Source organism: Mucilaginibacter psychrotolerans (genome assembly GCF_004519315.1).
In the GTDB taxonomy this organism is placed as follows: domain Bacteria; phylum Bacteroidota; class Bacteroidia; order Sphingobacteriales; family Sphingobacteriaceae; genus Mucilaginibacter; species Mucilaginibacter psychrotolerans.
In genome coordinates, this window is the sequence record NZ_SOZE01000012.1 from 129,815 (window position 1) to 155,561 (window position 25,747).

At 47.2% G+C, this 25,747-nt stretch carries 24 protein-coding genes; 9 read left to right on the forward strand and 15 right to left on the reverse strand.

Annotation, left to right across the window (positions count from 1 at the left end; genetic code table 11):
* Positions 1 to 265 precede the first annotated feature (265 nt).
* Positions 266 to 3,025 (forward strand): TonB-dependent receptor, encoded by a 2,760-nt coding sequence (locus E2R66_RS13625; protein WP_133231474.1) that lies wholly within the window; start codon positions 266 to 268, stop codon positions 3,023 to 3,025.
* A gap of 148 nt (positions 3,026 to 3,173) precedes the next feature.
* Here the strand turns inward: E2R66_RS13625 and E2R66_RS13630 are convergent, their stop codons facing one another.
* The 13 genes from E2R66_RS13630 to E2R66_RS13690 form a co-directional block, all read right to left on the reverse strand.
* A complete protein-coding gene (locus E2R66_RS13630; protein ID WP_133231472.1) occupies positions 3,174 to 3,356 on the reverse strand; it encodes a hypothetical protein in 183 nt (60 codons plus the stop codon).
* Between the two features lie 378 nt (positions 3,357 to 3,734).
* A complete protein-coding gene (locus E2R66_RS13635) occupies positions 3,735 to 4,655 on the reverse strand; it encodes a HupE/UreJ family protein (RefSeq protein WP_133231470.1) in 921 nt (306 codons plus the stop codon).
* Entirely contained in the window at positions 4,636 to 4,830 is a 195-nt protein-coding gene (locus E2R66_RS13640) for a hypothetical protein (protein WP_133231468.1), read from the reverse strand. The genes E2R66_RS13635 and E2R66_RS13640 overlap by 20 nt, the downstream gene beginning before the upstream one ends.
* Positions 4,831 to 4,952: 122 nt before the next feature.
* Positions 4,953 to 5,723 (reverse strand): oxygenase MpaB family protein, encoded by a 771-nt coding sequence (locus E2R66_RS13645; protein WP_133231466.1) that lies wholly within the window; start codon positions 5,721 to 5,723, stop codon positions 4,953 to 4,955.
* Complete coding sequence (locus tag E2R66_RS13650) at positions 5,713 to 6,117, reverse strand: ribosomal maturation YjgA family protein (RefSeq protein WP_133231464.1); 405 nt, start codon at positions 6,115 to 6,117, stop codon at positions 5,713 to 5,715. The genes E2R66_RS13645 and E2R66_RS13650 overlap by 11 nt, the downstream gene beginning before the upstream one ends.
* Position 6,118: 1 nt before the next feature.
* Positions 6,119 to 6,703, reverse strand: a complete 585-nt coding sequence (locus E2R66_RS13655) for a hypothetical protein (protein ID WP_204985922.1) — start codon at positions 6,701 to 6,703, stop codon at positions 6,119 to 6,121.
* Positions 6,704 to 6,804: 101 nt separating this feature from the next.
* The gene (gene xrtN, locus E2R66_RS13660) at positions 6,805 to 8,151 is read right to left on the reverse strand and encodes an exosortase N (RefSeq protein WP_133231462.1); all 1,347 of its coding nucleotides are present in this window, start codon (positions 8,149 to 8,151) and stop codon (positions 6,805 to 6,807) included.
* Positions 8,152 to 8,316: 165 nt separating this feature from the next.
* On the reverse strand, positions 8,317 to 10,830 hold the full coding sequence (locus E2R66_RS13665) for an XrtN system VIT domain-containing protein (protein WP_133231460.1): 2,514 nt from the start codon (positions 10,828 to 10,830) through the stop codon (positions 8,317 to 8,319).
* Positions 10,831 to 11,012: 182 nt separating this feature from the next.
* Positions 11,013 to 11,315 (reverse strand): winged helix-turn-helix domain-containing protein, encoded by a 303-nt coding sequence (locus E2R66_RS13670; protein ID WP_133231458.1) that lies wholly within the window; start codon positions 11,313 to 11,315, stop codon positions 11,013 to 11,015.
* Positions 11,312 to 11,923, reverse strand: a complete 612-nt coding sequence (locus tag E2R66_RS13675) for a hypothetical protein (RefSeq protein ID WP_133231456.1) — start codon at positions 11,921 to 11,923, stop codon at positions 11,312 to 11,314. The genes E2R66_RS13670 and E2R66_RS13675 overlap by 4 nt, the downstream gene beginning before the upstream one ends.
* A gap of 991 nt (positions 11,924 to 12,914) precedes the next feature.
* Positions 12,915 to 13,136 (reverse strand): helix-turn-helix domain-containing protein, encoded by a 222-nt coding sequence (locus E2R66_RS13680; protein ID WP_133231454.1) that lies wholly within the window; start codon positions 13,134 to 13,136, stop codon positions 12,915 to 12,917.
* A gap of 83 nt (positions 13,137 to 13,219) precedes the next feature.
* Entirely contained in the window at positions 13,220 to 13,459 is a 240-nt protein-coding gene (locus tag E2R66_RS13685; protein ID WP_133231452.1) for a helix-turn-helix domain-containing protein, read from the reverse strand.
* A gap of 435 nt (positions 13,460 to 13,894) precedes the next feature.
* Positions 13,895 to 14,749 carry an AraC family transcriptional regulator gene (locus E2R66_RS13690; protein ID WP_133231450.1) on the reverse strand — a complete coding sequence of 285 codons (855 nt, stop codon included), beginning with the start codon at positions 14,747 to 14,749 and terminating at the stop codon, positions 13,895 to 13,897.
* Between the two features lie 116 nt (positions 14,750 to 14,865).
* On the opposite strand from E2R66_RS13690, the gene E2R66_RS13695 reads away from it, so the two are divergent.
* Together E2R66_RS13695 and E2R66_RS13700 are read left to right on the forward strand one after the other, a co-directional pair.
* Complete coding sequence (locus E2R66_RS13695) at positions 14,866 to 15,684, forward strand: phytanoyl-CoA dioxygenase family protein (RefSeq protein WP_133231447.1); 819 nt, start codon at positions 14,866 to 14,868, stop codon at positions 15,682 to 15,684.
* Positions 15,685 to 15,836: 152 nt separating this feature from the next.
* Positions 15,837 to 16,718, forward strand: a complete 882-nt coding sequence (locus E2R66_RS13700) for an alpha/beta hydrolase (protein WP_204985923.1) — start codon at positions 15,837 to 15,839, stop codon at positions 16,716 to 16,718.
* Positions 16,719 to 16,771: 53 nt separating this feature from the next.
* Here the strand turns inward: E2R66_RS13700 and E2R66_RS13705 are convergent, their stop codons facing one another.
* A complete protein-coding gene (locus E2R66_RS13705) occupies positions 16,772 to 18,007 on the reverse strand; it encodes a DUF3999 family protein (RefSeq protein WP_133231443.1) in 1,236 nt (411 codons plus the stop codon).
* Entirely contained in the window at positions 17,982 to 20,372 is a 2,391-nt protein-coding gene (locus E2R66_RS13710; RefSeq protein WP_133231441.1) for a DUF2339 domain-containing protein, read from the reverse strand. The genes E2R66_RS13705 and E2R66_RS13710 overlap by 26 nt, the downstream gene beginning before the upstream one ends.
* A 339-nt stretch (positions 20,373 to 20,711) precedes the next feature.
* Between E2R66_RS13710 and E2R66_RS13715 the strand changes: the two genes are divergently transcribed.
* The 6 genes from E2R66_RS13715 to E2R66_RS13740 all read left to right on the forward strand — a co-directional run bounded on the left by E2R66_RS13715 (position 20,712) and on the right by E2R66_RS13740 (position 25,634).
* Positions 20,712 to 20,951 (forward strand): hypothetical protein, encoded by a 240-nt coding sequence (locus E2R66_RS13715; RefSeq protein ID WP_133231439.1) that lies wholly within the window; start codon positions 20,712 to 20,714, stop codon positions 20,949 to 20,951.
* Positions 20,951 to 21,355 (forward strand): type II toxin-antitoxin system VapC family toxin, encoded by a 405-nt coding sequence (locus E2R66_RS13720; RefSeq protein ID WP_133231437.1) that lies wholly within the window; start codon positions 20,951 to 20,953, stop codon positions 21,353 to 21,355. Before E2R66_RS13715 ends, E2R66_RS13720 begins: the two co-directional genes overlap by 1 nt.
* A gap of 181 nt (positions 21,356 to 21,536) precedes the next feature.
* Positions 21,537 to 22,223 (forward strand): NUDIX hydrolase, encoded by a 687-nt coding sequence (locus tag E2R66_RS13725; RefSeq protein WP_133231435.1) that lies wholly within the window; start codon positions 21,537 to 21,539, stop codon positions 22,221 to 22,223.
* A gap of 179 nt (positions 22,224 to 22,402) precedes the next feature.
* Positions 22,403 to 23,302, forward strand: a complete 900-nt coding sequence (locus tag E2R66_RS13730; protein WP_133231433.1) for an NUDIX domain-containing protein — start codon at positions 22,403 to 22,405, stop codon at positions 23,300 to 23,302.
* A gap of 2 nt (positions 23,303 to 23,304) precedes the next feature.
* Positions 23,305 to 24,720 (forward strand): nicotinate phosphoribosyltransferase, encoded by a 1,416-nt coding sequence (locus tag E2R66_RS13735; RefSeq protein WP_133231431.1) that lies wholly within the window; start codon positions 23,305 to 23,307, stop codon positions 24,718 to 24,720.
* Between the two features lie 2 nt (positions 24,721 to 24,722).
* The gene (locus tag E2R66_RS13740) at positions 24,723 to 25,634 is read left to right on the forward strand and encodes a ribose-phosphate diphosphokinase (RefSeq protein ID WP_133231429.1); all 912 of its coding nucleotides are present in this window, start codon (positions 24,723 to 24,725) and stop codon (positions 25,632 to 25,634) included.
* Positions 25,635 to 25,747 lie beyond the last annotated feature (113 nt).

Below are 25,747 nucleotides of genomic sequence, written 5' to 3' on the forward strand. Positions count from 1 at the left end.
TACTTTTAGTTCCTTACAGCTATCATTTTGGCAATAAAAATCTATCTATTCTAAAAGAGTTTTTATATAATTACTTTATGGTTATTGAATAAAACTTACAAAAAAACCTCAAGAAATTATTTTTAGGTATAAAAAAATACAACTCCATCAAAATATCATCATTTAAGCAATAAAAAAAATAATAAATTAACACTAATATTAAAACATGTATAATTATTGTTACCTTACGTTTAAATAAAAATACATTACCCCTATCCGAGCATTTATGAAGAAAAATCTACTCCTTATTTTGATGTTATTTTTGATATCAGGCACTGCCTTTGCCCAAAAAATAACCATCACCGGTACGGTTACCGGCTCTACCGATAATTTAAGCATGCCGGGCGTTACCGTTAGGGTTAGCGGCAGCACTATCGGAACCAGCACCAATAAAGATGGTTACTACTCTATTTCGGCCTCACCTACCGCCGAACTAGTGTTCAGTTTCACAGGCTACAAAACGCAAACAGTTGCAGTAGGGGGCAAAACTACTATCAATGTAACCCTGGAAAGCGATATAGCACAGCTGAACGAGGTGGTGGCTATAGGCACACGTTCGGCAGGGCGTGTAAAGCTGGAAACTGCAGTACCTGTAGACGTAGTTAACGTGAGCAAAGCAGCAGCATCTACCGGTCGGCTTGACCTTACCGACATACTGAACTACAGTGCACCATCTTTCAACTATAACAAACAATCCGGCTCTGACGGTGCCGACCACGTAGAACTGGGTACACTGCGGGGCCTTGGCCCCGACCAGACATTGGTGCTGATCAACGGCAAACGCCGCCATTCAACGGCATTTGTTTCGGTGTTCGGCACCCGCGGGCGCGGCAACTCTGGGGTAGACCTCAGCTCGATACCTACTGCTGCTATCGACAGGTTGGAAATACTGCGCGACGGTGCCTCTGCGCAATACGGTTCTGATGCCATCGCGGGAGTTATTAACCTGGTGCTGAAGAAAAACACTAATGTTTTCACCGCAAATGTTGGCTACTCGGGTTATTACGACCCGGCTTTCAACAGCGGCAATAGCGTAGTTTCCGGCTATTATCCGCATGGTAAAACCATCGACGGCCAAGGCATAACCATAGATGCCAATTACGGTTTCAACCTGGGCAGCAACGGTGGCTTTTTCAACATCACCGGCGAATTTGCCAAAAACGGCAAAACTTATCGCCAAACGCATGATACTACTACCAGCAACCCTGCTGCCCTGCCTATCAACCCGTATCGCCGCGCAAACGGCGATGGCAGCTCTACAAGCGGCACCGTATTCTTCAACAGCGAGATACCATTGGCAGGTACCCAAACTACTTTTTACAGCTTTGGTGGTTACAGCTACAAACCATCTGATGCCTATGCATTTACCCGTAACTTATCGAGCAAGCCAGAGCGTTTCCCTGTCGACTACGGTAAATCTACCGATATCATCTTTACAACGCCCGATGGCGATAGTTACTATAACCCCATCATCCAAACCCATAATACTGACGTATCCTTTGCAGCAGGCTTTAAAGGTACCATTGGCGATGGCTGGGACTGGGACCTGAGCAATAATACAGGCAATAACAAGTTCCATTTTTTTGGCGATAAAACCTTTAATGCTTCGCTTGGTGCGTACAAAACGCATTTTGATGATGGCGGCTCGGAGTTTTTGCAGAATACCAGCAATTTAAACATCAATAAGCACTTTAGTAAAGTAGCGTCGGGCCTGAACTTTGGTTTTGGCGGCGAGTACCGTTACGAGCGTTATAAAATATTTGCAGGCGAAGATGCTTCGTACCGCAACTACGACGCAACCGGTGCGCAGGCCGCAGGCTCGCAGGGTTTCCCGGGTTTCCAACCTGCAGATGAGGCCAACGCAAACCGCAAAGTGGTTGGCGTTTATGCCGATTTTGAACTGGACGCAACCAAAAAATGGCTCATCGATTTCGCTAACCGTTATGAGCATTACAGCGATTTCGGTTCTACTTTCAACACCAAATTCGCTACCCGCTACAAGGTAACCGATAACTTCAATATCCGGGGTTCGGTAGGTACGGGTTTCCGCGCGCCTTCGTTGCAACAGATAAACTACAGCAACACCTTTACCAACGTACAGGGCGCTGTAGTGTCCGAAGTGAAGATAGCCCCCAACTATAGCCCTATCACCAAGGCTGCGGGTATCCCTAACTTAAAACAAGAAAAATCTAAAAACGCAGGCCTGGGCTTTACCTACAAACCTATCCCCGAGTTGAGTTTCACAGTTGATGGGTACATTATTAAAGTTACCGACCGCGTGGTGCTATCGGGCCAGTTCAGCGCCACAGACGCAACGCTCGATCCTTCGTTCACCAATGCACTCAACAGCCTGAATGTAAGCGCAGCGCAGTTTTTTGCCAACGCTGTGAACACCACAAACCGTGGCCTGGATATCGTAATAGATTACAGCAAAACCGTTGGCAACAACCGTTATAAACTGTTATTTGCAGGCAACTTCCAAAGCATGGATATAGACAAGGTAAACTATCCAGCTATTTTGGGCACCACACCTGCGCTTCAAGCCACCTTCCTTAGCGATCGCGAGAAGAAATTCATCCTGGTATCGGCCCCGCCGCAAAAATTCACCCTAAACCCGGAGTATGGCCATAAGAGTTTTACCGTGGGCACCCGCTTTACCTACTTTGGCAAGATTGATTTGCTGGGTTATGGCGATGGCACTACCCTTAGCCCAACCGTGCCTACAGACGATGGCTCGGCACAACTGCCCGATCAGTACATCTACAGCGGCAAAGTAACCAGCGACCTGTATTTTTCTTACAAAGTGAGCAAAACCACCCGTTTTTCTTTAGGTGCTGATAACGTGTTCAACGTTCACCCCGACCTGGCCTACGTAAAAGGCGCTAAAGGCTGGGCGTATAATAACGAACCATCAGGCCCCTTTGATGCGGTGCAGATGGGTAGCAACGGTCGCCGCTTTTTTGCACGCGTAGGCTTTACGTTTTAAACGAATCTAACCCCTATATCACCAAAGCCGCACTGTAACAGGGCGGCTTTTTTGGGTTATTATTAAAACTAAAAAGCCGCATCTGGTTTCCCGGTGCGGCTTGCTTTTTTGTGTAAAAGATTCCTAATCGTTGCTATTGTTTCTGTTCTTAATAGTGCAACGGATGGTGTATCCGCTCTAATTTGCCATTTTCGTTAATGGCGTACTCAGCATCGTGCGTGTCTGTGTTTACTTTTAATTCAGTAACAGGTTTGGGTTTAGCTTTACGGGGCATTAAGGGTATAACTATTAAAGCCAATAGCAATACCACCCCTAAAAATTCAATTAACATGTTGGTTTTATTTAATATTCAAATCATTTGTACTTGTGCATCCAAAACAATGCCGAAAATTTTCGCCCGGAAGTAAAACCATGTTTAAACAATTTAAACACCGATTTTTATTTTTCCGGCCAAATATTTCGCCAATGCAACCTTCCCAAATTGGGAAAGAATTTTCTAAAATGAACTATCTAACAAGCTATTAGGTTTATTTAAGAGGGAATTGGTTAGCCTTGCTTTTTGCTGTTCAAATTACTATGCATACATACGATTTATTTTATAATAAGTTGTATTAATTTGGGGGAATTTTTTGGGTGATAAAAGAGCAGGCAATGAGCCAATTTAATAGCGATAAAATGGCTCTGTTAGATAGGTAACCATAAAACGATGCTACTTGTAGTACGATGAGGCCGCTGTACTGCTCGCAACCTTCATAAAAAAGCCGAATATAGCGCACAAAGCTAATAACAACACCAGCCATGGGCCATATCCCGCAGCATCCGTTACCGCCGAGGCTACGAAATTCGGTTGGTTACTTATCTGTTCTGTGGCCCAGGCTAGTGCAGCTATAACGGCCAACACAGCACCTCCAACTCGTAAGCCATTGTAGTGATTTATTCGGCTAAGTATTATAAGCCAGGGGGCTACGATTGCAATAATCAAGCCCAGCATAAGTTCGACTCCTAAATTAAAGGCTATGATACCAAGAGCCAAATGCCCGGCATCAAGGTTAAGTTTTATCAGCGTTTCGGCAAACGCTATGCCATGTACAAGCCCAAAACATGCCGCTAAATATACCTCCTTGCGGGCAAAAATAGGCCTGTACGCATGTAGCGCCGCAAGCAATATGCCCAGCGCCATCAAAACCTCGATAACGCGGATAGGAAAATGAATAAGCCCCGGGGCACATAGGAGCAGCGTGACGCTGTGCCCTATGGCAAACGCACCGGTTATCCTGAATATCCGCACCAGGCTATACCCTACCCCACCGAAACCGCTCCATTGTTTTTTGCGAGAGACGACCAATACAGCAGGCAATAGCAGCACAAACAAAAACAAAAGGTGGTAGGTACCCTGCCGCATGTGCTGCATGCCTTTCGCCAGCATATTGCCGAAGCCCGCCCAGGTACTGTCCGGTGGGTTTTCCGCTACCATTAATAAGCTACTGGTTTTTATGTGGAGCAAAGGCAAAAAAGTAGGCGCAATGTGCGCATTTACCTTTAACGTGCTTATGATACTAACGAAAAGCGTGATTATAAACAGCCGCCCGCGATGGGCGGTACGGCTGCTTTTACTGGCCTGGATATGCATCTGGAACTTTAAAAAATAAAGTCGTCGCCAAAATCGCGCAGGCAATTGCGGTTGATGCTATAATACTCAAAATTAACGGGATACACAACGCCATCGCAGTAACCTTATCTCCAAACGACCGGCAGGCCAACAAAGCCATAAACGCCAGCACCAGTGCCATCAGCAGCCTTTTCATTTACAATATTTTAGATGTGATTGGATTTCTGTGGAACCCAGCATCCGAATATGCAAAAGGCATTTAACCTTACGTCCCGTGTATCGACAAACGGGGGCAATGTATCGGTAAACAGCTGTGCTTTAGCTTACATCCATCGCCGTTATCTGTGCCTTGTAGGTCGGGGGCAGGATGACTGCTTTTATCAAGCTATCCAGCTTAAAGCGGCGCGAGAATTTGTACAGTTGGATAGCCGGCATCAGGTAGGATACCTCGTCTATCGGCAATAGTTTTTTGGCCTCCTGCGGTACCATAAGTAACTGTACCTGCTTCAATAAATGGTATCTAACGCTACCTAAGTGCTTTTTATACTGCTTAAACAGATCGACAGTAAAATCGCTACAAATAAGGTGGGCTTCCAGATGCTGGTGGCGGGCTATCAGCCAGCTTTTATAATCGGGCGGCATATCTTTCAAGCCCATGCGCATGCCCATGCGGTAAAACACATCGAAAACGGCTTCTTTTTCTACTTCAGTTAATTGACTGTCTAACAGCTCATAAGAGCGAATTGAATAATCGATCAGCATAAATAGAACGTCGCGATAGGCCCAATCGGGTATTTGTGCGCCACGAGCTTTCTCTACGCCCTGGTGTATGGCGTTTATCCTGTCGATAGCGGCCAGCGCGCCATCATATTCTGAAAAAACGATCATGCGGGCATATTCGACCGTAGAAAACAGCCTGCCCAATGGGTCGGCTGGGAGTTTGCCAGTAAAGTACAGCCAGTCTACCGCTTTGTTCAGAGCGAATTCTGCTGCGGAGCCTGCAAAGATAAACAGGATGTTATCTGCCTTACCCCAGATGGTACGCACAATAGAACCCGGCTCTACGAAATATTTCTTGTTAGTATCCATTTTTTGCCTCTCCGCGAAATGCTTTAACCCTTGATAACCAAATCTCTATAACAACAACCAGCAACATCCCCAATGTGTAAGCCAGCATATCCGCCCAGCGGAAAGTGGTGCCTAGTATATTGCGGGCCAGGCTTGAGTTTTCCCAGCCCAAACGGTTGATCAGGTGGTAATACTGCGTAGTTTCTACTACATACGAGAAAACAAGCACGCCAATGACAGTTAGCCATAAATCACTTTTAATGAATGCTTTAAAGGCGCAGTATATGAGTATCACCACCAAAAAATCACCGCCGTAGGGGCGTATAAAGGCGTCGTGCATAAAATCGGCAATCAACACCTCAGCATTGAACAGCAGCACCGCCAGCGCAAAATAAAACTTATTGAATTTGAACATGTTACAATCCCCGGCGGTTAAAGTGTTCTATTTTTTTGATACTTACGTAAGCAATATACAGGGGGATGATACCCACCACCCCGAAAGAACAATCCACCAGTGTCCAGAACAAGGGGATGCCACGGATAGGCCCCATAATAAATGCCAGCGGGAATATCATTGCGCAGGCAAACATACCGAATTGAATTACCCATATATTACGCACCGGATCACGCAGCGGACCAACGAACAAAACCGCCAGCATTATATGCGCAAATGCCAGCCAATCAGTACCATAACTCAAAAATGGATAGGCCTGATTACTTGCTTTTACAGCGGCATAAACGGTGTTCATCCAGCTGTGTATATAACCTGGCGCGGCGCCGCTTAGGTTGGCCAGAACGCTAAGTTCGGTTTCTATAGGGAAGGCAGTTATGCCGCTGAGGAACAGCCCGGCAATCATCACTTTCATGCAGGTTTTTATACGCCGTATGGTGTGGTTGTAGTTGATGGTGCGGGCCAGTTTGATTGGGTTTTTCACCTCTTCGATGTGGCGGTTGAGGTAGTTGCCGGCGTGGTTGAAGTCGGCGGTTTGTAGTGTTTTCATGATTGTTTTCTATTGTTAAAATTTGTGCATTTTTTATTTTATGCGGAAAAAACGCCTTTGATTTCCCGAGTTTTTTCGGTGCTTTTCTTTGATTTTCTGTACTATTCTTTGCTTACCTGGATTTTGTTATTGAAAATCTTTTGCCCCGGCATCAGCCCTATTTTTTGCCTCAGTTTTTGGGGCGTGGAAGCGTTAATGTTCACCAAATAAAATTGCCGCTGATTTTTGGCGGCGGCCCAGCGCCAGGCAAACTGGTTGACGGTTTTGAGCCGACCATCGTCGAACCACCAGGCGGCGTAGATGCGGTCTTGGTTTTTGACGAGGGTGGCCGTGTAGATATCGTGCCCGCTGAACTTTTCTATCCGGATAGATTTGAATACGTAGCCGCTACCCACCCAGCATATCATGGGGTCGTGTTCTGGCGCGTAGAAGGCGGTTGGCTTGAGGTAGATGAGCGCCTCCTTGTTTTCGAATTTGAGGATGCCGCCATCCAACTGGGTTTTGTGGTAGCCGGGCAAATCGATTGCGCTGTTACCCCTCACCAGACTGTCGGATTTTACCAGTCGCACCGCCACTACCAGCACAGCCGCCAGCAGGCAGGCGTGCAATAAGGAATACCCCATGGCCGGCCATGGTTTGGGCTCCCCAATGGTTACTTTCGCTTTGCCGAACCTTGTTAGCATCGGTTTAATGCCCAGCAGAAGCGGTAGCAGCACGTAAAGGCACAGGCAGCCTATGCCCACCGCATCGTGGAATAAGGTGCCGGGCATGATCCTGAACATCACCAGCAGCAGTATCCTGAAGAAGTTGCACCCGATGTTGAGGGCAACCGTTACCACGCAAAGCAGTAGCAGCCATTTAAAGCCAAGCGCCTTGCCGCTTTGCCTTTGGTAAAAAGCAAGCACAAACAGGCATACCAGTACCGACATCACCAGCATGTTCAAACCCGCGCAGGCCTGATCTACCGAGAACTCGTAATTACCCAGCATAATCTGGTTACCCGCCGCGCTGGCTTGCTGCCCGCCCATCGCCAGTACCGCAGCCACCTTATCGCTCAGCCAAAGCCGCACCGGGAACTCGCCCATTCGGGTAACATGCCCGAATACCGGCGAAATCAACAACAGCAGGAACAGTAAAATATCGCTTACCCTGCCGATAGTATTCTCTATCAGCAACAGCACAGCAAACAGCATGGCCACAAAAAACAGGGTATTTACGGGCAGCAATAATGCCAGCACCGCAGACAATAGCGCGGGGAACAAGTAGCGCAAGCTGCGGCGGCTTTTATCAACCGTGCAGATGTAAGGTATTAGTAAGGCCCCCATCGCCACATTGGCATCCCCCATAAAATAACCGGGTATGAACCACAGCGCCAGTACTACGTACGCCAGGCCGAAGAGCATTGGCGGCTGTGGTTTGATGAGGGTTTTTAGTTGGATGGTGAACATTTACCTATATAATTAATCGTTTTTAAAAAGCGTGGGCCTTGTGCGGTTCCCCTCTAGAGAGGGGTGGAGGGGTGTGTTCATGAATTTGCATAGCTGAAAACACACCCCCGCCACCACTCCGGCCACCGCGCCCCCTCTCGAGAGGGGAGTAAAAGCTTGTGGGTTTTACAACTGCGCCACGGCCCTTCTCCCTCTATAAATAAAAGTACCCACTATGCCTGCTGCCAAAATGATCAGCACCCATTCCTGTGGCTCGGGTACGGCACCGGATGATTTCATGGAGGCATTTTTGAGGCTGTTTTTATTTTCATCGATGCCGAAGCGTTCGTAATCCTGCTGGGTTTCCAGTACGATCATACTCGATACCGGCGATACGATGTACGCCTGCTCTGCTTCGGCAATGGTTAGCGGCTGTACGTAATTGCGGCGGAAGTAGTCGGCACCTACCTTTTTCATGATATCGTTATAGGCAAACAGGCGCAGCAGGTGGTCGGGCGCATCCGCAGTTTTTAGGCCCGGTACTTTCTGTATCATCAGCCCGGCGTTGTCTATCACCACGGTGCTTTCGTTTTCCTGGTCGCGGGTAAATTGATGCTTATCCAGCAAGGCATCCAAGCCTTCGGCGGTGCCGTTAACGTAGCTGAAAACGCGCAGCTCTTTCAGGGCCTTCAGGTACGGACTCAACCCGCTACCCATATTATACAGGCGGATATGCCTGGGCACCTGCAGGTACGCGGTAAGGTCATCCGCAAAACCGCTGCCTTCCAAATCACTTAAATTTGGCGAGGCATCGCTGCCCTTAGCCACCAACAACGCACTTTCCGGTACTTTTATCTCGTTTACCGGAAACAGGCTAAAACGTTGCCGGCTCAGCAAATCGAACAGGCCATCTTTATTACTATCGCTTAATTTTACCAGCTTATCGTAGTAAATGTAAACCGGCAAGCCTTTGGCTTTTTGGTATAGATTATCGTACTCAGCCTTGGTCCAGCTGTTGTTCACATCCAGGTAAAGGGCCTTCGGACTAAAGTTTTCGTACTGCGGTTGATATTCGCTCACGCGGTAAGCGGTATCCGCAAAGGCAAATGCGGTTGTAGCCAGTTGGGGCGCATTGCAGCTGATGTCCCAATCAGGGTCGTAAGTTCTGTCGGCGGTATATATATCCGCGCCGGTTTGCTTAAAAATACCGGGCAATTGCAGGCCTGCGGGCTTGTTGCTGAAGCTCAGCTGCAGGGTTTCCAGCGCGGTGGTAGCCTGCGGCCCCTCAAAAGAGGCATTCTCGTAAACCAAACGCTTACCATCCAACCGCAGCGGACTGGTGATGCCTATCCTGAACTTGCGATTTTCCTCGGTAGTACATGGGAACACACGCACGCTGATGGTGTTGCCCTCCTGCCAGTGCACTACCGATGGATCGTGCTGCTCTACACCTACAATGGTTTTGTAAGTCGAATCGGCTTTGGCCTTTGTAGTCAGCCGCGATTTTGCCTCTTTGCCATTAATCCACAGCGAGAGCGAACTCACCACCGAGCCCTCGGGCAGTTGGAAGGTGTAGATGGCTTCCTGGTTGCTCCAGCTGCTCTGTGCATTGTTGCGCACAGTAAGCGTTTTTTCGGTGTAGGCCATGCGGTATTCGGGGTACAACTTCACGTTGCTGATCACGCTGATGGTCTCCAGCTTGTCACCGGCCCACAACCTGTCCTGCGCCTGGTGGCGGCTGTTGTACATGGCTTTGAGGATGTTGATACGCTCGGTTTCATCTAAATTGGGTTTCCCGAAGAACAGGCTGGCCAGCACCACCAGCGGGTCGTGCTGTTTGCGCTCGTCGAAAGAGCGGCTGGGCATCCCCCCGAAAAAGAAATTGTCGAATGCCGAAACCTCGTGGTACACCAGCCCCCTTTTTAGGATACGTTCGGCAATGGGCGAATTATCCAGCTGCCTGCTCACGGCCACCCAGTTGGGCAGCTTACCCTCGTTGAGATTGTTTTGGTTGATGATGAGGTTGATCTGCTTATCGGTTTGGCCCCAGCAGAACAGGAACACGCCGGCGGCTATCAGCGGCAGCGCAAAGCCCGCTGCTGCGGTGTATAACAGCCCCCGCTCCTGCCGACCGGCCCTTAGCAATATTACAACGGTAATGATGCCCAGGCAAAGCGGTGCGAAGGTGTGCAGCGCAATTCCCATGGCCAGGATGCCTATCAAACTGAGCACATACAGCGGCAGCAGGTAAAAGGCGTAGTACATAAACAGCAGCAAGGCCGCGCCTAAAAAGAAAAAGGTAAAATACCTGGGGATGGTACCAAGCCATTGGTAGCGCATAGCCAATAGCAAGGCGATGGATGATTCCACTACCCAAATGCTCAGCCAATCGGCACTGTCGTCAAAAACGTTCATTTCGCGATTGAGGGCGAATGCGCTGATAAAGCTAAGTACCAGCAGCACGGCGGTATGCTCGGCTTTGCCGCGCGAGTAGTGCCAGCCATGCTTGCGAATGGTATCAACGATCACCGCCACGCCGAAGCCTACGGATATCGCATAATTTACGATGAACGCCCCGAAGGCCGAATCGGGCCGACCGTACAAACCTGTGAGCCAAAACGAGGCTGCGGAAATAAGGATAAGAAGAAGGCCGGTGGTGGTAAGCCTATCCTGCTTAAAGTAATTGCTTAATGTTGTCATAATATTTAATAAAAAGTACTTTGAAATTCAGAGTTTATAGGTAAAAAATAGAAGCCAGCCCCCTCTAAATCTCCCCCGGTAGGGGAGACTTTAGCTTCTTCCGCTTTGTTTTTAAAGTCCTCCCTACCGGGGAGGATTTAGGAGGGGCTCACTTTGAAATTCAAAGCGTATGCCTAAATTTTTTATTTCTTCTGCTGTTTGATCAAATTTTCCAACTCTTGCAGGTGGCGTTTAAAAGCCTGCACGCCCAAGTCAGAAGCGATGTACTTCGTATTGGGCTTGCGTCCCAAAAAAGACTTGTTCACCGTGATGTACTCCTCCTTTTCCAGCGCCTTTAGGTGCGAGGCCAGGTTGCCGTCGGTAACATCCAGCAGTTCTTTCAGCGAATTAAAGTCGTAGCTTTCGTTGGCCACCAGCACGCTCATGATCTGTAAGCGTATGCGGTTCTCAAAAGCCTTATCAAAATTAGTTAAGGTAACTTTCACCTGTCGTATTTAAAGTGCATAATGGTGCCGTACAAAATGTGCAGCACACCAAAGCCAAAGGCCCAAAAAAACAAGCCGTAGCCCGGGAAGATGGCGGCCAGCAAGCCCAGCCCAACATCAAGCAGGCCCAGCCATTTTACGTCGCCAAAGGTATATTTACTGGCGGCTATCAAAGCCAGTCCGTAAAAAATTAAGGTACATGGACCAATTACCACATAGTAGCCGCGCAGCAGCATAATTACGCAGAAGATACCGCCCGCCACCAGGGGCACCGCACCGTTCAATAACAACGATTGGCTGCTTTGGTTCCAAACGCTCTGGCCTTTTTTACCCGCCTTGCGAACGGTTAGCAATAAGCCGGTGGCTACCGAAAAAATAAGCACCGCTATGGCCAGCAAAACCAGTTGCCCCTCCAGCAACTCATCGTACCCTACGCGGGTAGCCGAATCGTTCTCCGTGTAAAGTAGTCTATAAGCTGCCCCTGCACCCAGCAAAGCATATATGCCGGCCATAATGCCCGATAGGCCGCTCAACGAAATAAACTTGGTGCTCCTATCCATAATGTTGCGGATGGAGCTGATTTCGGCCAGTAAGTCTTTTTCTTCCATTTAAAGTACTTTGTTATTCAAAGTAACATAATGAAAACGAGATGTGCAAGAAGTTTATAAAATAATTTTTTAAGGGGGGGAGGAATTAGGTTTACACCCTTTAATCAAAACGTCATCCCGAACTTGTTTCGGGACCCCACGGGACGGGTAACTGGTATGCATAGTCGCACTGCATGTTGGCTACTTTTACGATGGGGTGTTGAAATAATCAACATGACGATTACTTTAATTTCATAGCGATGGGTTTAAAACCTCGCGTGTTAGGAGCATAGTTTTCAAGCATTTACCGATTGGTTTGAACGTAGCTAACCTCGAATGCAGCTGTATTCCGTCGACTAAAAGTCGACGGCAATGAAGGTGGGTTTGCGGTCATTGGCGTAAATTAAAGTATGGTAAAAAGTGAAGCACCTTCATTGCCGTTCCATTTATGGAACGGACAAGCTAAAAGTCGACGGCAATGAAGTTGGGTTTGCGGTCGTTGGCGTAAATTAAAGTATGGTAAAAAGTGAAGCACCTTCATTGCCGTTCCATTTATGGAACGGACAAGCTAAAAGTCGACAGCAATGAAGGTGGGTTTGCGGTCGTTGCCGTAAATTAAAGTATGGTAAAGCACCTTCATTGCCGTTCCATTTATGGAACGGACAAGCTAAAAGTCGACGGCAATGATGGTGGGTTTGCGGTCGTTGCCGTAAACTAAAGTATGGTAAAGCACCTTCATTGCCGTTCCATTTATGGAACGGACAAGCTAAAAGTCGACGGCAATGAAGTTGGGTTTGCGGTCGTTGGCGTAAATTAAAGTATGGTAAAAAGTGAAGCACCTTCATTGCCGTTCCATTTATGGAACGGACAAGCAATGCAGAGTGGTAATGCAAACAAACTTTCAAGGTTTCGAACACTCGAGTTTAAAACCCATCGCTATGAAATAGCCTTAATATTTCGTCTGAAAAGCGTGAATCCATTCGTCTATCCGGTTTATCGCCCATTGCCAAAATCAGGCCGCATACAACACCGGCTTCAGCATATCGCGCATATCTATCTCCATGGCATCGCACAACAGTATAAACCTATCCAGCGTAAGCGCAGTAAAGCCAAGCTCAACTTTGCTGTACGCATTTTGCGACATGTTTAATTTATAGGCAATGTAATCCTGGCTGTAGTTTAGTTGCAGGCGCCTCTGGCGTATGGCTGCGGCAAGTGCTTTTCCGTTGAACATATCTGGTTGGTTTTTAGCTGGCTGCTGTTTATAATTACAAAATACGGTGTTGACAGCAACGCGGTTTTATTACCGTTTATATATCACAGGCCTTGTCCGCGTAAGCTTTCGGCGTATTTGCCCAGCAATGCTTCTACCTCTATTTCTAATGCCTGGCACAAAACCATAAATTTGCCCAGGGTGATGCCGGTTTGCCCCAGTTCCATCTTGCTATAGGCGTTTTGCGACATAGCCAACTTCCCTGCCACATAATCCTGCGAATAGTTTAATTCCAGTCTGCGCCGGCGAATAACCCTCGCCAGCACTTTTCCATCGTATTTCATAAATGTATCTGTTAGCACAAGGGAACAACCTGCGTTATCGTGCTTTAAACCAAGAGATATCCATCTACCCCTTTAGCAATAATTTACGAAATTAACTACAACGAAGTTTTTGTATTTATTAATAAAAAACTAGCCAAAATTAAGGTGTTTTAGGATTAAGTACTCAGAACCCTGTTAATCCTGAAACGGCGAAGCCATCTTTAGTACTTTTAAAAAAAATGGCCGACGAAAAATTCTGGGCCAGATAATTTTGTAAAACAATGGCTTGGCACTTTAGCAGGTTGCGGTCAGTCCGTTCCCAGGGACAGAATTTCGGATGGCGTGAGTTCCTTACGTGCCCTGCAAGGGTAAAGCGGCTTTGAATGCGAGCCAAATGGAGGACGCTTGCGTCAACGAGCTACTAATAATTACCCGATAGCATTAATTTTTGACGGCTCATAAGCCCTGTGCTTTCTCCGCATCCCTATACTTTTTAGGGCTTACGGCTTTTTTCTTTAAAAATACCCGGTTAAAATACGTTTGTGATTCAAACCCGGTTTCAAAAGCAACCAGTTCTATGGGCTTGTCTGTTTCCATGATGAGTTCGCATGCCTTGCTAATCCTGATCTCGTTAACATAGTCGGAAAAGGTTTTCCCCGTTACCCGTTTAAAAAACTTGCAAAAAGCACTTTCCGACAAATGGACCAGTTCCGACGCTTTACTTAGCGAAACTTTTGTGGTGTAGTTTGCTTGTACGTAGGCAAACACTTTAGCTATTCTGCGGTGGTGCGCTTTGTCGTTCAGTGGCTTCAAATACCCGGAAGACAATTGTTTTGCTTTTTTGCCCGTGAGCATGTGCAGCACCTTAATCAGCAGTAAAAAGGCATCCATCCCTTTATATTTCACAAGATCCCGGAGCAGTAAAATCATATCGTTTGTTACGGCCTGAAAGTGCAAGCCGTTTTTGGCATTTGCCAGTAAGGTACGTACCTCTTTCATTTCGGGGTAACCAAACAGCGGATCAATAAAAATTTGTGAAAACTGAATCACGATAGCCTCGCAATTATCGTTCATATTGGCGCCGCTCACCCACGAATGTGGTAGCATTGGCCCAAGCAGCACCAAATCGCCCGCTTCATAGTTCTCATAACTATCGCCTACAAATCTTTTCCCTTTGCTTTTCAAGATCAACGTCAACTCATATTCAGGATGATAATGCCATACAAAATCAAAAGAAGGCACGATGAGATGGTAATACACGAACGATGAATCCGCGCTGCCTAAGGGCAACTGTTCCAGCTTTGCTTTCATACTATATTGTTAAAATATGATGATAATTTAAGTATATTTTCAATATAGTGCTGATTTTTGATAGCGGCGTACTATTAAATAGTGATAGCAAACAATAGTTTTGATAAAAAAAACCAATGCAGACAGCCACCTCAATCACCAATTTTCTTCAGCAACCTTACGCGTTAACTAATGAACAAATTAGCTTTTATCAGAAAAACCGCTTCATCAAGCTAAAGGATGTACTTAACGAAGAGACGCTGAATTTCTTTAATGATGCAATAACAAAAACGGTTGCCTTATTAAACACCGAATTGAGGCCGCTGGAAGAACGGACCACTTACGAAAAAGCTTTTCTGCAACTTTTTAACCTTTGGCTGGAAGATGAAGTGGTTAAGGAATTGATATTCAGCAAACGCCTGGCAAAGCTAGCGGCTGATTTAATGGAGGTTGACGGTGTGCGCCTTTACCACGACCAGGCCTTGTTTAAAGAACCGGGCGGTGGCATTACGCCCTGGCATGCCGACCAATATTACTGGCCGCTGGAAACCGATAAAACGGTTACTGCCTGGATACCATTACAAGCAATACCCTTATCAATGGGGCCGCTGGAATTTAGTGCGGGCAGCCATCAGATAGTAAGCGGGAGAGAATTAGAAATTGGCGACGAAAGCGAATTGCTGATACAGCAAAAGCTTAAGGTTACCGATTTTAAGCATGTGATAGAACCGTTTGATGCGGGAGAGATCAGTTTCCATTCGGGTTGGGTGTTTCACCGGGCGGGGGCCAATAAAAGCAACGAGATGCGAAAAGTGATGACGATCATCTACATGGATGCGGCCATGAAACTAAAGCAACCCGAAAACCAGAACCAGGTGAACGACTGGCACAGGTGGTGCCCCGGGGCGACTATCGGCGAGATCATCAACAGCCCAATAAACCCGGTACTTTACTAAACAATAATTAAACCGTCTTTAATCCCCGGCCGGGAAGCCTTGCTTGTTGCCCGCCCAACCAAAAAAAGCAAGCAATGATTTATACTATCTACACAAAAAACACATTTAAATCCCTATTAACCATACTGCTTTGTTTCGTTACGATTTTTAAAATGGAGGCACAGCCAATACCCAAAGCAGTTTGTGGATCGATCACCAGGATTGCCAATTTCCCATCCAAATATGTGCTGGCACGCAATGTGGATGTTTGGCTGCCGGATGGGTACTCGCCGCAGAAAAAATATGCCGTATTGTACATGCACGATGGGCAAATGCTGTTTGATAGTACCACTACCTGGAATCATCAAGCCTGGGACGTTGATGATACGATGTGCCGTTTGCTGGCCGAAAAAAAAGTAAAGGATTGTATCGTAGTCGGAATATGGAATACGAATTTAAGGCATCAGGAGTATTTCCCACAGAAGGCATTTTACAGCCTCCCGGATGCCGAACGGCAAAAGATTTTAGCTATTGGAAAGGATGGCGGTAGCCCGCTGCTGGGCAACGGCCCGGTATCAGATAACTATCTCAAATTCATGGTAAAAGAGTTAAAGCCCTATATCGACAGTCATTACAGTACTTTGGCCGACCGGGAAAATACCTTCATAGCCGGATCGAGTATGGGCGGGCTGATATCCATGTACGCCATTTGCGAATACCCTAAAGTTTTTGGTGGCGCGGCATGCCTTTCTACCCACTGGCCCGGTACCTTTACAACAGTTGATAACCCCATACCGGGCGCATTTATAACGTATTTAAAAAAGCATCTGCCTTCTCCCCAGGGTCACAAAGTATACTTTGATTACGGCAGCAAAACCCTCGATGCCATGTATAAGCCGTACCAGCTGCGTGCCGATACCGTGATGCAAAACGCAGGATATGATGAGCATAACTGGTTAACACGCGAATTCCCGGGAGACGACCATTCCGAAGCTTCTTGGGCAAAACGGTTAGCTGTTCCGTTAATGTTTCTGTTAAAACCTCCGTCGAATTAATCACCTAAAGCAAGCTGCCTAAAAAAACAAAATGAAACTACGCATCTAAACGCCTATCCTCTTTTCCCTACTTCTTTCGTCATCTTAAACGTCATAGCCCCCAGCGCGGTTAGTACGGCTACGATGATGGCCCACAATGCCCATGCGGGGAAGCTTTTGGAGGCGGGTTTGGCAATTGGTTGTTGCGGGTTAACTTTTACCGGGCCGGGCATTATCACCCTGGCATTATCAAGTTTCTTTACGCTATCGGCAAAAAACCTAAGGTCGTAATTTGGTGTAACGGCTGTAGTATCGCCAAAGCCCAATTGGTAATTCTTACCGGCATCCAAATAAGCTATAAGTGATTGTTGCAGCTGAAAAGCGGCCACTTTTGTTACCTTTAAAGGTGCATTATCTTCGTTATCTATCTCCAACGCTAAGAGGTTGGTTTTAGCAGAAAGGCTTAGCGAAGTTTCATCCGAAGATGTTATGAAGGTTTCCGATAAAAGGTTCCGGTACCTGCCTTTTACTTCATAAACACGCATGGCGCGTTGATAATATTTTGCACCAGCCAAACTAAGCCAAAGGCGGTCCACCCGGTAGTTATCGGCCAGCTTTATAAAAACGCGGCTTACTTTAGCGCTATCTTTTTGCCCGAATCTAAGGCCCTCTAACGGCCAATAGGCCGGTTTCTCTATCATTTGCGAGCGGTAGATTCCTGCTTCAATAATGGCCACCGGATCGCGCCGCAGGTTATTCACCCTTATGCGGTAAAAGTTATAATTGCTTGAAGGGAAGCTGAGCAACTGCTCGTAAACACCTTTTGAATGGGCATCATCGCCGGCTTTTGTTAGCGTAATATCCTCTTTGATGGCGTACCAATTTTTAAGGTCATCACTGCCGGCTAAAATCACCCGGCGCTCCACATCCATATTGCGCAACTTTAAAACCAACTGGCCGATAGAGGTTGATTCTGCTGCATTTTGCACAATAAAAGTGGTCACGGTGTCCTGCTTTACCTGCCCGACCTGTTTAAACGGCACAAAAACGTCCGTTCCTTTATCTATCGGCAAACTTTCGCCAAACAAGTAAGGCACAGTGGTACCGTTAGGGCCGGTAATGCGGACGTCGGAAAGCCCTGCATTGGCTTTAGCCAATATTTGCGGGGGGAGTGCAATATGGTAAAAGCCCGAGGCCGCAGGCTGTGGCAATTCGGCCATATACTTTGCACGTTGCGCAAATGCCCCCGTGCCGGCAACCATCAGCAACATCGACAATAAAAGCTTACTCCTCATTTTTCTTACTTTCATCTTCCACCAGTATTTTTTTCACCCTTTGATACATAAACGATACGATAAGCAACAGCACCCCTAAACAAAAGAAGGCCGCTATCTTACCCGCAGGCGGTATATCTTTAATATCGAAAATAAACAGTTTGCCCAGCGTAACCGCAAACAGCGTAAGCGATATAATACGCAGCGTGCGCGCCTTGTTGCGCATGCCCAAAAACATCAGCGCAAAAGAGCTTAGTCCCCACAATATGGGCAAGCCAACTTTCCTGTACACGGTCTCTACCCTGTCTATGGCAGTGCCATGGCCCGCAAAAAGCGCATCGGCCACCAGGCACAACTCCACGCTCAGCAATAGCACCACGGCTGCCGAAAGTATCCAGGAAGCGGTGGCTTTCAGGTCTTCATGCATTTCGGCACGCAGCAGTTTGATCAGCTGGTAAAGCAGCAGCGCAACAAATATTGCCGATACCCAATGCGCTACCAGGTGCCCACTGCTGATGTTGTGCCCCGCTAAAATTTCATAAATGGTGGCAAACAGGGCGGGCAGACTAAAAAAGTAAACCGTAATGGCCAGCGCCATGAGCCCTGCCCCTGCTTCCCAGCGCAGGCATACTGCGCTCAGCCGCTTGCCCAACAGGTAAAACACATAAACAAAGGCCGGTATATACAGCATCAGGTACAGCAGGTTAAGACTGGTATCCGGGTAACGCGTTGTAAACTGGTGGTTCACCTCCAGCAGGCCGCTGGCAAACAGCAGGATAAAGGCCATGTTGCGATACAGCATGGCGGGTATGGCAAGCCCGTAAAGTCGCGGGGTATCGTCGCGCTGTATTTGCAGGTAGAGGAGGTAACAGCTTATAGCTGCGACCACCGTAGTGATGAATCCTTTGTTGGCTATGATAGGCAGCAACAGCAGCGCTGCCTTATTGTAAATCCCGGGCGCGTAGTACAGGGTAATCCAATCCATCACCAGGCTAATCAGCATGGCGCACCATACCAGCAGCGAGGTAAGCTTCATGAGCGTTATTTTCGATTTACGGTACAGCCAGTACAGCAATACCGTTTCGGCTGCCCAAAACAGGGTGATGTAATGCCCGTTGAGCTGTATAGGTGCCGTAAGCGATATAAAGGTGAGCGTAATACCGATGAGCAGGTACAGCACATTGGTATCCACCTTTTTGTTTTTGAAGAGGACAAAAGAAAGCAGTAGGTTAAGCACACCCAGCGATGCAGTGAACAGTCCGCGCATGTCGGTCTGCCCCATTTGGGTTAGCAGGTACAGCCCTACGCCAAAATACAGGCCGGTATTGATAAGCAGGATACTGAAATCGCTGCCGAGGAAGGCCTTATTTTCTTTGACATTATTGGCTACGTTGATACCGAAGAACAGCAGGTACAATATGCTGGCATATAGCAGGCCGGTATGATAAGTGGCCGCAGTTAAGCTGGTAAGCACCGCCCCAAAAACAATCACCGTAAGGCCGAACACCACGGCGTTCAATACCCGCCAGGCTTTGTAATAAGCAATAACCAGCAGCCCGGCGTTCAGTATCACCAGGTAAATAAAAAGGGCATTGTAATTGGCCTGCCCGCTGCTCACCATAAACGGACTCGCCAAGCCACCGACGAAGGCTATCACCGCCAGCTCCTGCTTATTGTATAACAAGGATAGCAACACAGCAAAAATGGTGATGACAATAAGTATGATAAAAGAAGCCGTTTGATTGAACAAGTGGAACTGGTGATAGGCCAGCGTGATGGTGAAATACAAAACGGCCAAACCGCCCCCTACCAGTACCGAGCTGAACGCCTTGTAGCTATTGCGCATGCGGTGCGCAATGCCAATGAGAATACCGCCGCAAAGCACGCCGATACCCACGCGGCCAACCGGGCCAACCCAGTTGTTATCGATGGCATATTTTACAAAGAAGCCTATCGCCAGCACCAAAATAGCGATGCCTATTTTATTCACCAGGTTTTCGCCGATGAATTTCTCCAGGTCGGGATAGCGCTCAAAGAATGACAGTTCGGGCTCCGGTTCAGGTTCCGGCTTGCGGAATTCGGGCCGTTTTACCGGCGGCGGCGTAATGGCCTGCGGCTCGCGCTCTACCTTAACCGGCTCGGGTTTCGGTGGGGTAATAGGTGGCGGCGCTACCGGTGGCAGCGGTTTAGGCGGCGCGGGACTCGCCTCTTTAGCCTCCCATGGCCTGGGGTCGGCGGGTTTGAATTTCTCTGCCGCTTGCGCCTTTACGCTTTGCCGGGCAAGGTCATTTAATTCGTTAAGTTGATGTTCTATACGGTCGAGCCTCTCATTATTTTTGTTTTTCGAACTGATGACCAGTACGATAATAATCAAAAGCATTAAGATGTAGATAACTTCCATGCGCGTGGATAAGGTTTAATCAAAATAAATGTACGCTTCTATTTTGGGATTTTTAACTTTTAATTATTTCAATGGTGTTAAAGAGGGCTTCGCCGTTTCACCGATTATATTCGATTTCACCGATTTTGGTTTCATCGATTTTGATATGTTACGATTATCAAACCGGCTCATCGTAAAATTTGTCTGAACTCGAATATTATTGAATTTATGGAATGGGCAGAATTATGTCGGTTCATACTGCTTATTCAAAATAACGGCTTTTAATACACTAATTTGGTTTAAAGAATAATTGTTATTTTTGTAAAACACGAGCGGAATATCGTCCTAAATGATGCGGGTATGACAGTAGCAAACAAAAATATCATTGACACTTACACGAAGTTGTTTGAGGGATTGGATGCAATTACCAAAATAGAACTCATCGAACGTTTGTCTAAATCGTTGAAAAAGGAAAAAAATTCAACGGAGAAAGCTTTTTTCAAATCATACGGTGCTTGGGGTTCAGATAAGCCTGCCGAAGAAATTGTCAATGAAATAAAAGCATCCAGAAAATTCCGGGAAAAAGTCCTCAACTTCTGATGCAATACCTTCTTGATACCAGCATTTGTATATTCTTTTTAAGAGGCAAATTGGATTTAGCCGCTATTATACGCGAAAAAGGGCGCACAAATTTTTTCATATCTGAGATAACGGTTGTTGAACTGCGATTTGGTGCGGAAAATAGTGGAGACCCACTCAAAGCCCATAAGGCTGTGGATGATTTTATCAACGGTCTTTCTATCATACCTATATTCGGTAGTATAAGGCGCTACGCAAAAGAGAAAGTGCGTTTGAGAAAGATAGGAAAGCCTGTAAACGACGAGTTTGACCTTCTAATTGGGGTTACTGCTGTAGAAAATAGCCTCATATTAGTAACCGATAACGTTAAAGATTTTAACCGGATTGAGGGAATAACAATTGAAAATTGGTATACAAGAAATTAGTAACCTAAAATTCTGCCCATCTTAAAAATTCCTAAAAACGGCGAAGCCTTCTTGAGCACCTTACCTGGAGCGAAGAATTCTCCTCCTTCGTCCAGCAATGAGCCAACCATTTGGCCAACACCAACACCTTGCCTTCAATTTCCCCCTTTGCGCGCATCCCCCTTATTGATACATTTGCAATATGGCGGTTTCGCAAAATATAAAAGTTGCTGTAGATGCTGTGGTATTTGGGTACACGTCTAAAGAGGGGCTTTCTGTACTGCTCATTAAACGCAATATCCCCCCTTTTAAAGATGCCTGGGCATTACCAGGCGGCCTGGTGGGCGACCACGAATCGCTGGAAGATGCCATCCACCGCGAACTGAAGGAAGAAACCGGCATCAGCATCAACTACCTCGAACAGCTTTATAGCTTTGGCCAGCCCAACCGCGACCCGCGAAACCGGGTCATCTCCATCACCTACTATGGCCTGGTAAAACCAGATGCCTTTGAGTTACATGCCGATACCGATGCCGCCGATGTGGCCTGGTTCAATATCAAAAACATCCCGCAACTGGCTTTCGACCATGCCGGCATCATCCAAACCGCCCACGAGCGTTTAAAAAACAAGATCCAATATCAACCGCTTGGCTTCGAGCTACTGGAAGAAAAATTCCCCTTTTCCGAATTGGAGAAGCTATACACCACCGTGCTCGATCGCCCTATCGACCGCCGCAACTTTAAAAAGAAGATCACCGGCTTCGGCTTTTTAGAAGAAACCAAAGAGAAGCAACAACTAAGCGGCGCGGGCCGCCCCGGCAACCTCTTCCGCTTTAACGAAGAAAAATACTTCCGGCTCAAAAAAGACGGCATCACCTTCGAGGTCTGATTTCCCTTACATTCAAAGCTTGCATCTTGTTATGGTGAGCCTATGAATTGTCATGGTGAGCCTATCGAACTGTCCTGCTGAGCCTCTCGAACCACCCACCCTAAAAAATAATTGAAAAAATAATTTGCGTAATTCAAACACATATTTATATTTGCGTACAATTAACGCAAATTAGAAAAATGAAAACTGCAGTTATTATTGCCCGCTTTCAAACCCCTTACCTGCACCAGGGGCATAAGCAGCTGATTAGTCAGGTGATGGAAAAGCACGATAAATTGATTATTATGCTGGGTGTTGGTCCGCTAACCGGCAGCCGCAAAAACCCTTACGATTATTACACCCGCGAAAAAATGATCAAAACCAGCTACCCTAACGTGGTAGTATTGCCGGTGAGCGATCACCCGAGCGATACGGTATGGTCTGATAACCTGGATAACCTGCTCAAAGGCGTTTTCCCTAACGCGCAATTTTGCCTGTATGGTAGCCGCGATAGCTTTATCCCCTACTATAGCGGCCGGTTTGAAACCGTAGAACTGCCCGAGCATGGCGACTATAACGCCACCGAACTGCGCAAACAATACGCCGATAAGGTTTTCGATTCTAATGACTTCCGCGCGGGTATCCTTTACGCCTTGTATAACCAATACACCAAAGTTTACCCAACGGTTGATATCGCCATGTTTCGAAACAACAAAACCGAGATTTTGCTGGGTAAAAAATCCATCAACAACAAATGGCGCTTTATAGGCGGTTTTGCCGACCCGGAGGACGCCGACTATGAAAGCGCCGCCAAACGCGAACTAACCGAAGAAGCCGGCGACATGGAAAGCACCGCCATGCAGTACGAAACCTCCGCCAAAATAAACGACTGGCGCTACCGCAGCGAAGCCGATAAGATCATCACCCTGCTGTTCAGCTGCGAGCATATCAGCGGAGAGCCGAAGGCGCAGGACGATATTATCGATCTGGCTTGGTTTAAACTTTCCGACCTGCCGCAGATGATAGCCGATGAGCTCATCAGTAACGAGCACGTCCCCATGTTTACCTTCATCATAAATAAATACCTAAACAACAAATAACCATGAAACGTGAAAATTTGATCCTGTTGGCTGATGCCTACAAATACGCTCACCATAAATTATACATGCCCGGCACTACCAATATCTACAGCTACCTGGAAAGCCGTGGGGGCATGTTCAGCCAAACGGTGTTTTTTGGGCTGCAATATTTTTTAAAGGAATATCTGCAGGGGCCGGCCTTTACCCAGCAGGACCTGGACGAAGCGGCCGACTTTTTACCCCAGGTTTTCGGTCGCGATGATGTGTTTGATAAAAGCAAGTTCCAGTATATTTTGGATAAATACAACGGCCACCTGCCCGTTAAAATAAAAGCCGTGGCCGAGGGCACCGCTGTACCCACCGGCAACGCCCTCATGACCATTGAGAATACCGACCCGGAGTGTTACTGGCTCACCAACTTTTTAGAAACCCTGCTGATGCAGGTATGGTACCCCTGCACCGTAGCTACTTTAAGCAGCGAGGTGCGCAAAGTAGTGACCCAATTTTACGCCGAAACCGCTACCGAAGGCAGCGAAGCCGGGATAGATTTTGTACTGAATGATTTTGGCTTTCGGGGTGTAAGCAGTGTGGAAAGCGCTAAGCTTGGCGGGGCCGCGCATTTACTCAGCTTTAGCGGCAGCGATAATTTGGCGGCATCTGTAATGACAAAAAACTATTATGCTGCCCAAAAAGTTTACGGCCTCAGCATCCCGGCAACAGAACATAGTATTTGTACGCTGCTGGGCCAGCAGGGCGAATTGGAAGTATTTAAACATGTGCTGGATACCTTCCCCACGGGCACAATTGCCTGCGTAAGCGATAGCTACAACATCTTCCGTGCTTGCGAAGAATACTGGGGAGAAGATTTGAAACAACAGATCCTGAACCGGCAGGGCACCCTGGTCATCCGCCCCGATAGCGGCGACCCGGTGATGACCCTGCTGCGCATTTTCAAGATCTTGTTCAGCAAATTCGGCTATACGGTAAACGCCAAGGGTTATAAAGTGCTGCCGCAGCAGATCCGCGTAATTCAGGGCGATGGCGTAAACTACGAGGCTATTAAAGTGATATACCAGCAATTAAAGGCTAACTACATCAGCGCCGAGAACCTGGTGCTGGGCATGGGTGGTGCACTGCTGCAAAAGGTTGACCGCGACACCCAGAAGTTTGCATTAAAATGCAGCAGCGCGGTAGTTGGCGGCAAGCAGATAGACGTAGAAAAACATCCAACCGAACTGGATGCCGAAGGCAACGTTACCCAAAGTTTTAAAAAGAGTAAAGCCGGCAGGCTTAAACTGGTAAAAATTAATGGCATCTTTAAAACCGTAAACCAACTGGATAACCCCGGCCTGGCCGACGAGCTAATTACCGTATTTGAGAACGGCGCATTAATTAACGAGCTGAGCTTTGAGCAGGTAAAAGCCAATTTGAACCAATAATCATGAAAAAGATCCTTTTCCACATCAAAGCATATGCGTACCTGGCCGAAAAAATGCTGGCCTGCAGCAATCTGGAACGCGGCGAAGTAGAGGTAAACACTTTTACAGATGGCGAACGCTACCAGCGCATCCTGAGCGAAGTGGAAAACCGCGACATTATTTTGCTGGGCGGCACCGTTAACGACGAAGCCACGCTGGAACTGTTCGACCTGGCGTCATCGCTGGTCAGTTATGGGGCCAATTCCTTAACGCTTATTGTGCCCTATTTTGGCTATTCTACCATGGAAAGGGCGGTGTTATCGCAGGAGATCGTCACCGCTAAAACGCGGGCCAGGCTGTTTAGTGCTATCCCGCGCAGCAACAAGGGTAATCGTATCTATTTGTTCGATCTTCACTCCGAAGGCATACAATACTACTTTGAGCATGGGTTGTACCCGGTACACGTTTACTGCAAGGATATTGTGATAGATGCGGCCCGGGAATACGGCGGCGATAACTTTGTAATGGCCAGCACCGATGCAGGCAGGGCCAAATGGGTTGAATCGCTGGCGAACGATATGGGGGTAAACGCCGCTTTCATCCTCAAGCGCCGCCTCAAAGGCGACCATACCGAAGTAAGCGCCATTAATGCCGATGTAGCCGGCAAAACCGTTATTATTTATGATGATATGATCCGATCGGGAGGCAGCATCATTAATGCTGCAAAAACCTATAAAGATGCCGGTGCCGCCGATATTTATGTAATATGTACGCACGGGCTTTTTGTAAATGATGGGCTGCAAAAATTAAAAAACTGCGGTTACATTAAAAAACTCATCTGTACCGATTCGCACATCAATACCCAAAACCTGCACGATGATTTTATAGAAGTGCGAAGCATAGCCGGGCTTATTTGCAAGGCGATTAAAGCGTAGGAACGTAGACATTAGGTTTAGTTTGGTTCAGCCCTGCGCGCCAGCAGTTTTCACACCGCCCGGTCAGGCGTCCACGCCTGACTATATAAGTCTTTCAGCGTCCACGCAGCCGT

Bases quoted from the DNA above. Each gene is read 5' to 3' on its own strand.
- E2R66_RS13665 (WP_133231460.1), bottom strand. From the start codon at position 10,830: ATGACAACATTAAGCAATTACTTTAAGCAGGATAGGCTTACCACCACC.
- E2R66_RS13645 (WP_133231466.1), bottom strand. From the start codon at position 5,723: ATGGATACTAACAAGAAATATTTCGTAGAGCCGGGTTCTATTGTGCGT.
- E2R66_RS13690 (WP_133231450.1), bottom strand. From the start codon at position 14,749: ATGAAAGCAAAGCTGGAACAGTTGCCCTTAGGCAGCGCGGATTCATCG.
- E2R66_RS13650 (WP_133231464.1), bottom strand. From the start codon at position 6,117: ATGTTCAAATTCAATAAGTTTTATTTTGCGCTGGCGGTGCTGCTGTTC.
- E2R66_RS13685 (WP_133231452.1), bottom strand. From the start codon at position 13,459: ATGAAATACGATGGAAAAGTGCTGGCGAGGGTTATTCGCCGGCGCAGA.
- E2R66_RS13735 (WP_133231431.1), top strand. From the start codon at position 23,305: ATGAAACGTGAAAATTTGATCCTGTTGGCTGATGCCTACAAATACGCT.
- E2R66_RS13635 (WP_133231470.1), bottom strand. From the start codon at position 4,655: ATGCATATCCAGGCCAGTAAAAGCAGCCGTACCGCCCATCGCGGGCGG.
- E2R66_RS13640 (WP_133231468.1), bottom strand. From the start codon at position 4,830: ATGAAAAGGCTGCTGATGGCACTGGTGCTGGCGTTTATGGCTTTGTTG.
- E2R66_RS13630 (WP_133231472.1), bottom strand. From the start codon at position 3,356: ATGTTAATTGAATTTTTAGGGGTGGTATTGCTATTGGCTTTAATAGTT.
- xrtN (WP_133231462.1), bottom strand. From the start codon at position 8,151: ATGTTCACCATCCAACTAAAAACCCTCATCAAACCACAGCCGCCAATG.
- E2R66_RS13655 (WP_204985922.1), bottom strand. From the start codon at position 6,703: ATGAAAACACTACAAACCGCCGACTTCAACCACGCCGGCAACTACCTC.
- E2R66_RS13700 (WP_204985923.1), top strand. From the start codon at position 15,837: ATGGAGGCACAGCCAATACCCAAAGCAGTTTGTGGATCGATCACCAGG.
- E2R66_RS13710 (WP_133231441.1), bottom strand. From the start codon at position 20,372: ATGGAAGTTATCTACATCTTAATGCTTTTGATTATTATCGTACTGGTC.
- E2R66_RS13625 (WP_133231474.1), top strand. From the start codon at position 266: ATGAAGAAAAATCTACTCCTTATTTTGATGTTATTTTTGATATCAGGC.
- E2R66_RS13695 (WP_133231447.1), top strand. From the start codon at position 14,866: ATGCAGACAGCCACCTCAATCACCAATTTTCTTCAGCAACCTTACGCG.
- E2R66_RS13730 (WP_133231433.1), top strand. From the start codon at position 22,403: ATGAAAACTGCAGTTATTATTGCCCGCTTTCAAACCCCTTACCTGCAC.
- E2R66_RS13715 (WP_133231439.1), top strand. From the start codon at position 20,712: ATGACAGTAGCAAACAAAAATATCATTGACACTTACACGAAGTTGTTT.
- E2R66_RS13720 (WP_133231437.1), top strand. From the start codon at position 20,951: ATGCAATACCTTCTTGATACCAGCATTTGTATATTCTTTTTAAGAGGC.
- E2R66_RS13680 (WP_133231454.1), bottom strand. From the start codon at position 13,136: ATGTTCAACGGAAAAGCACTTGCCGCAGCCATACGCCAGAGGCGCCTG.
- E2R66_RS13675 (WP_133231456.1), bottom strand. From the start codon at position 11,923: ATGGAAGAAAAAGACTTACTGGCCGAAATCAGCTCCATCCGCAACATT.
- E2R66_RS13725 (WP_133231435.1), top strand. From the start codon at position 21,537: ATGGCGGTTTCGCAAAATATAAAAGTTGCTGTAGATGCTGTGGTATTT.
- E2R66_RS13740 (WP_133231429.1), top strand. From the start codon at position 24,723: ATGAAAAAGATCCTTTTCCACATCAAAGCATATGCGTACCTGGCCGAA.
- E2R66_RS13705 (WP_133231443.1), bottom strand. From the start codon at position 18,007: ATGAAAGTAAGAAAAATGAGGAGTAAGCTTTTATTGTCGATGTTGCTG.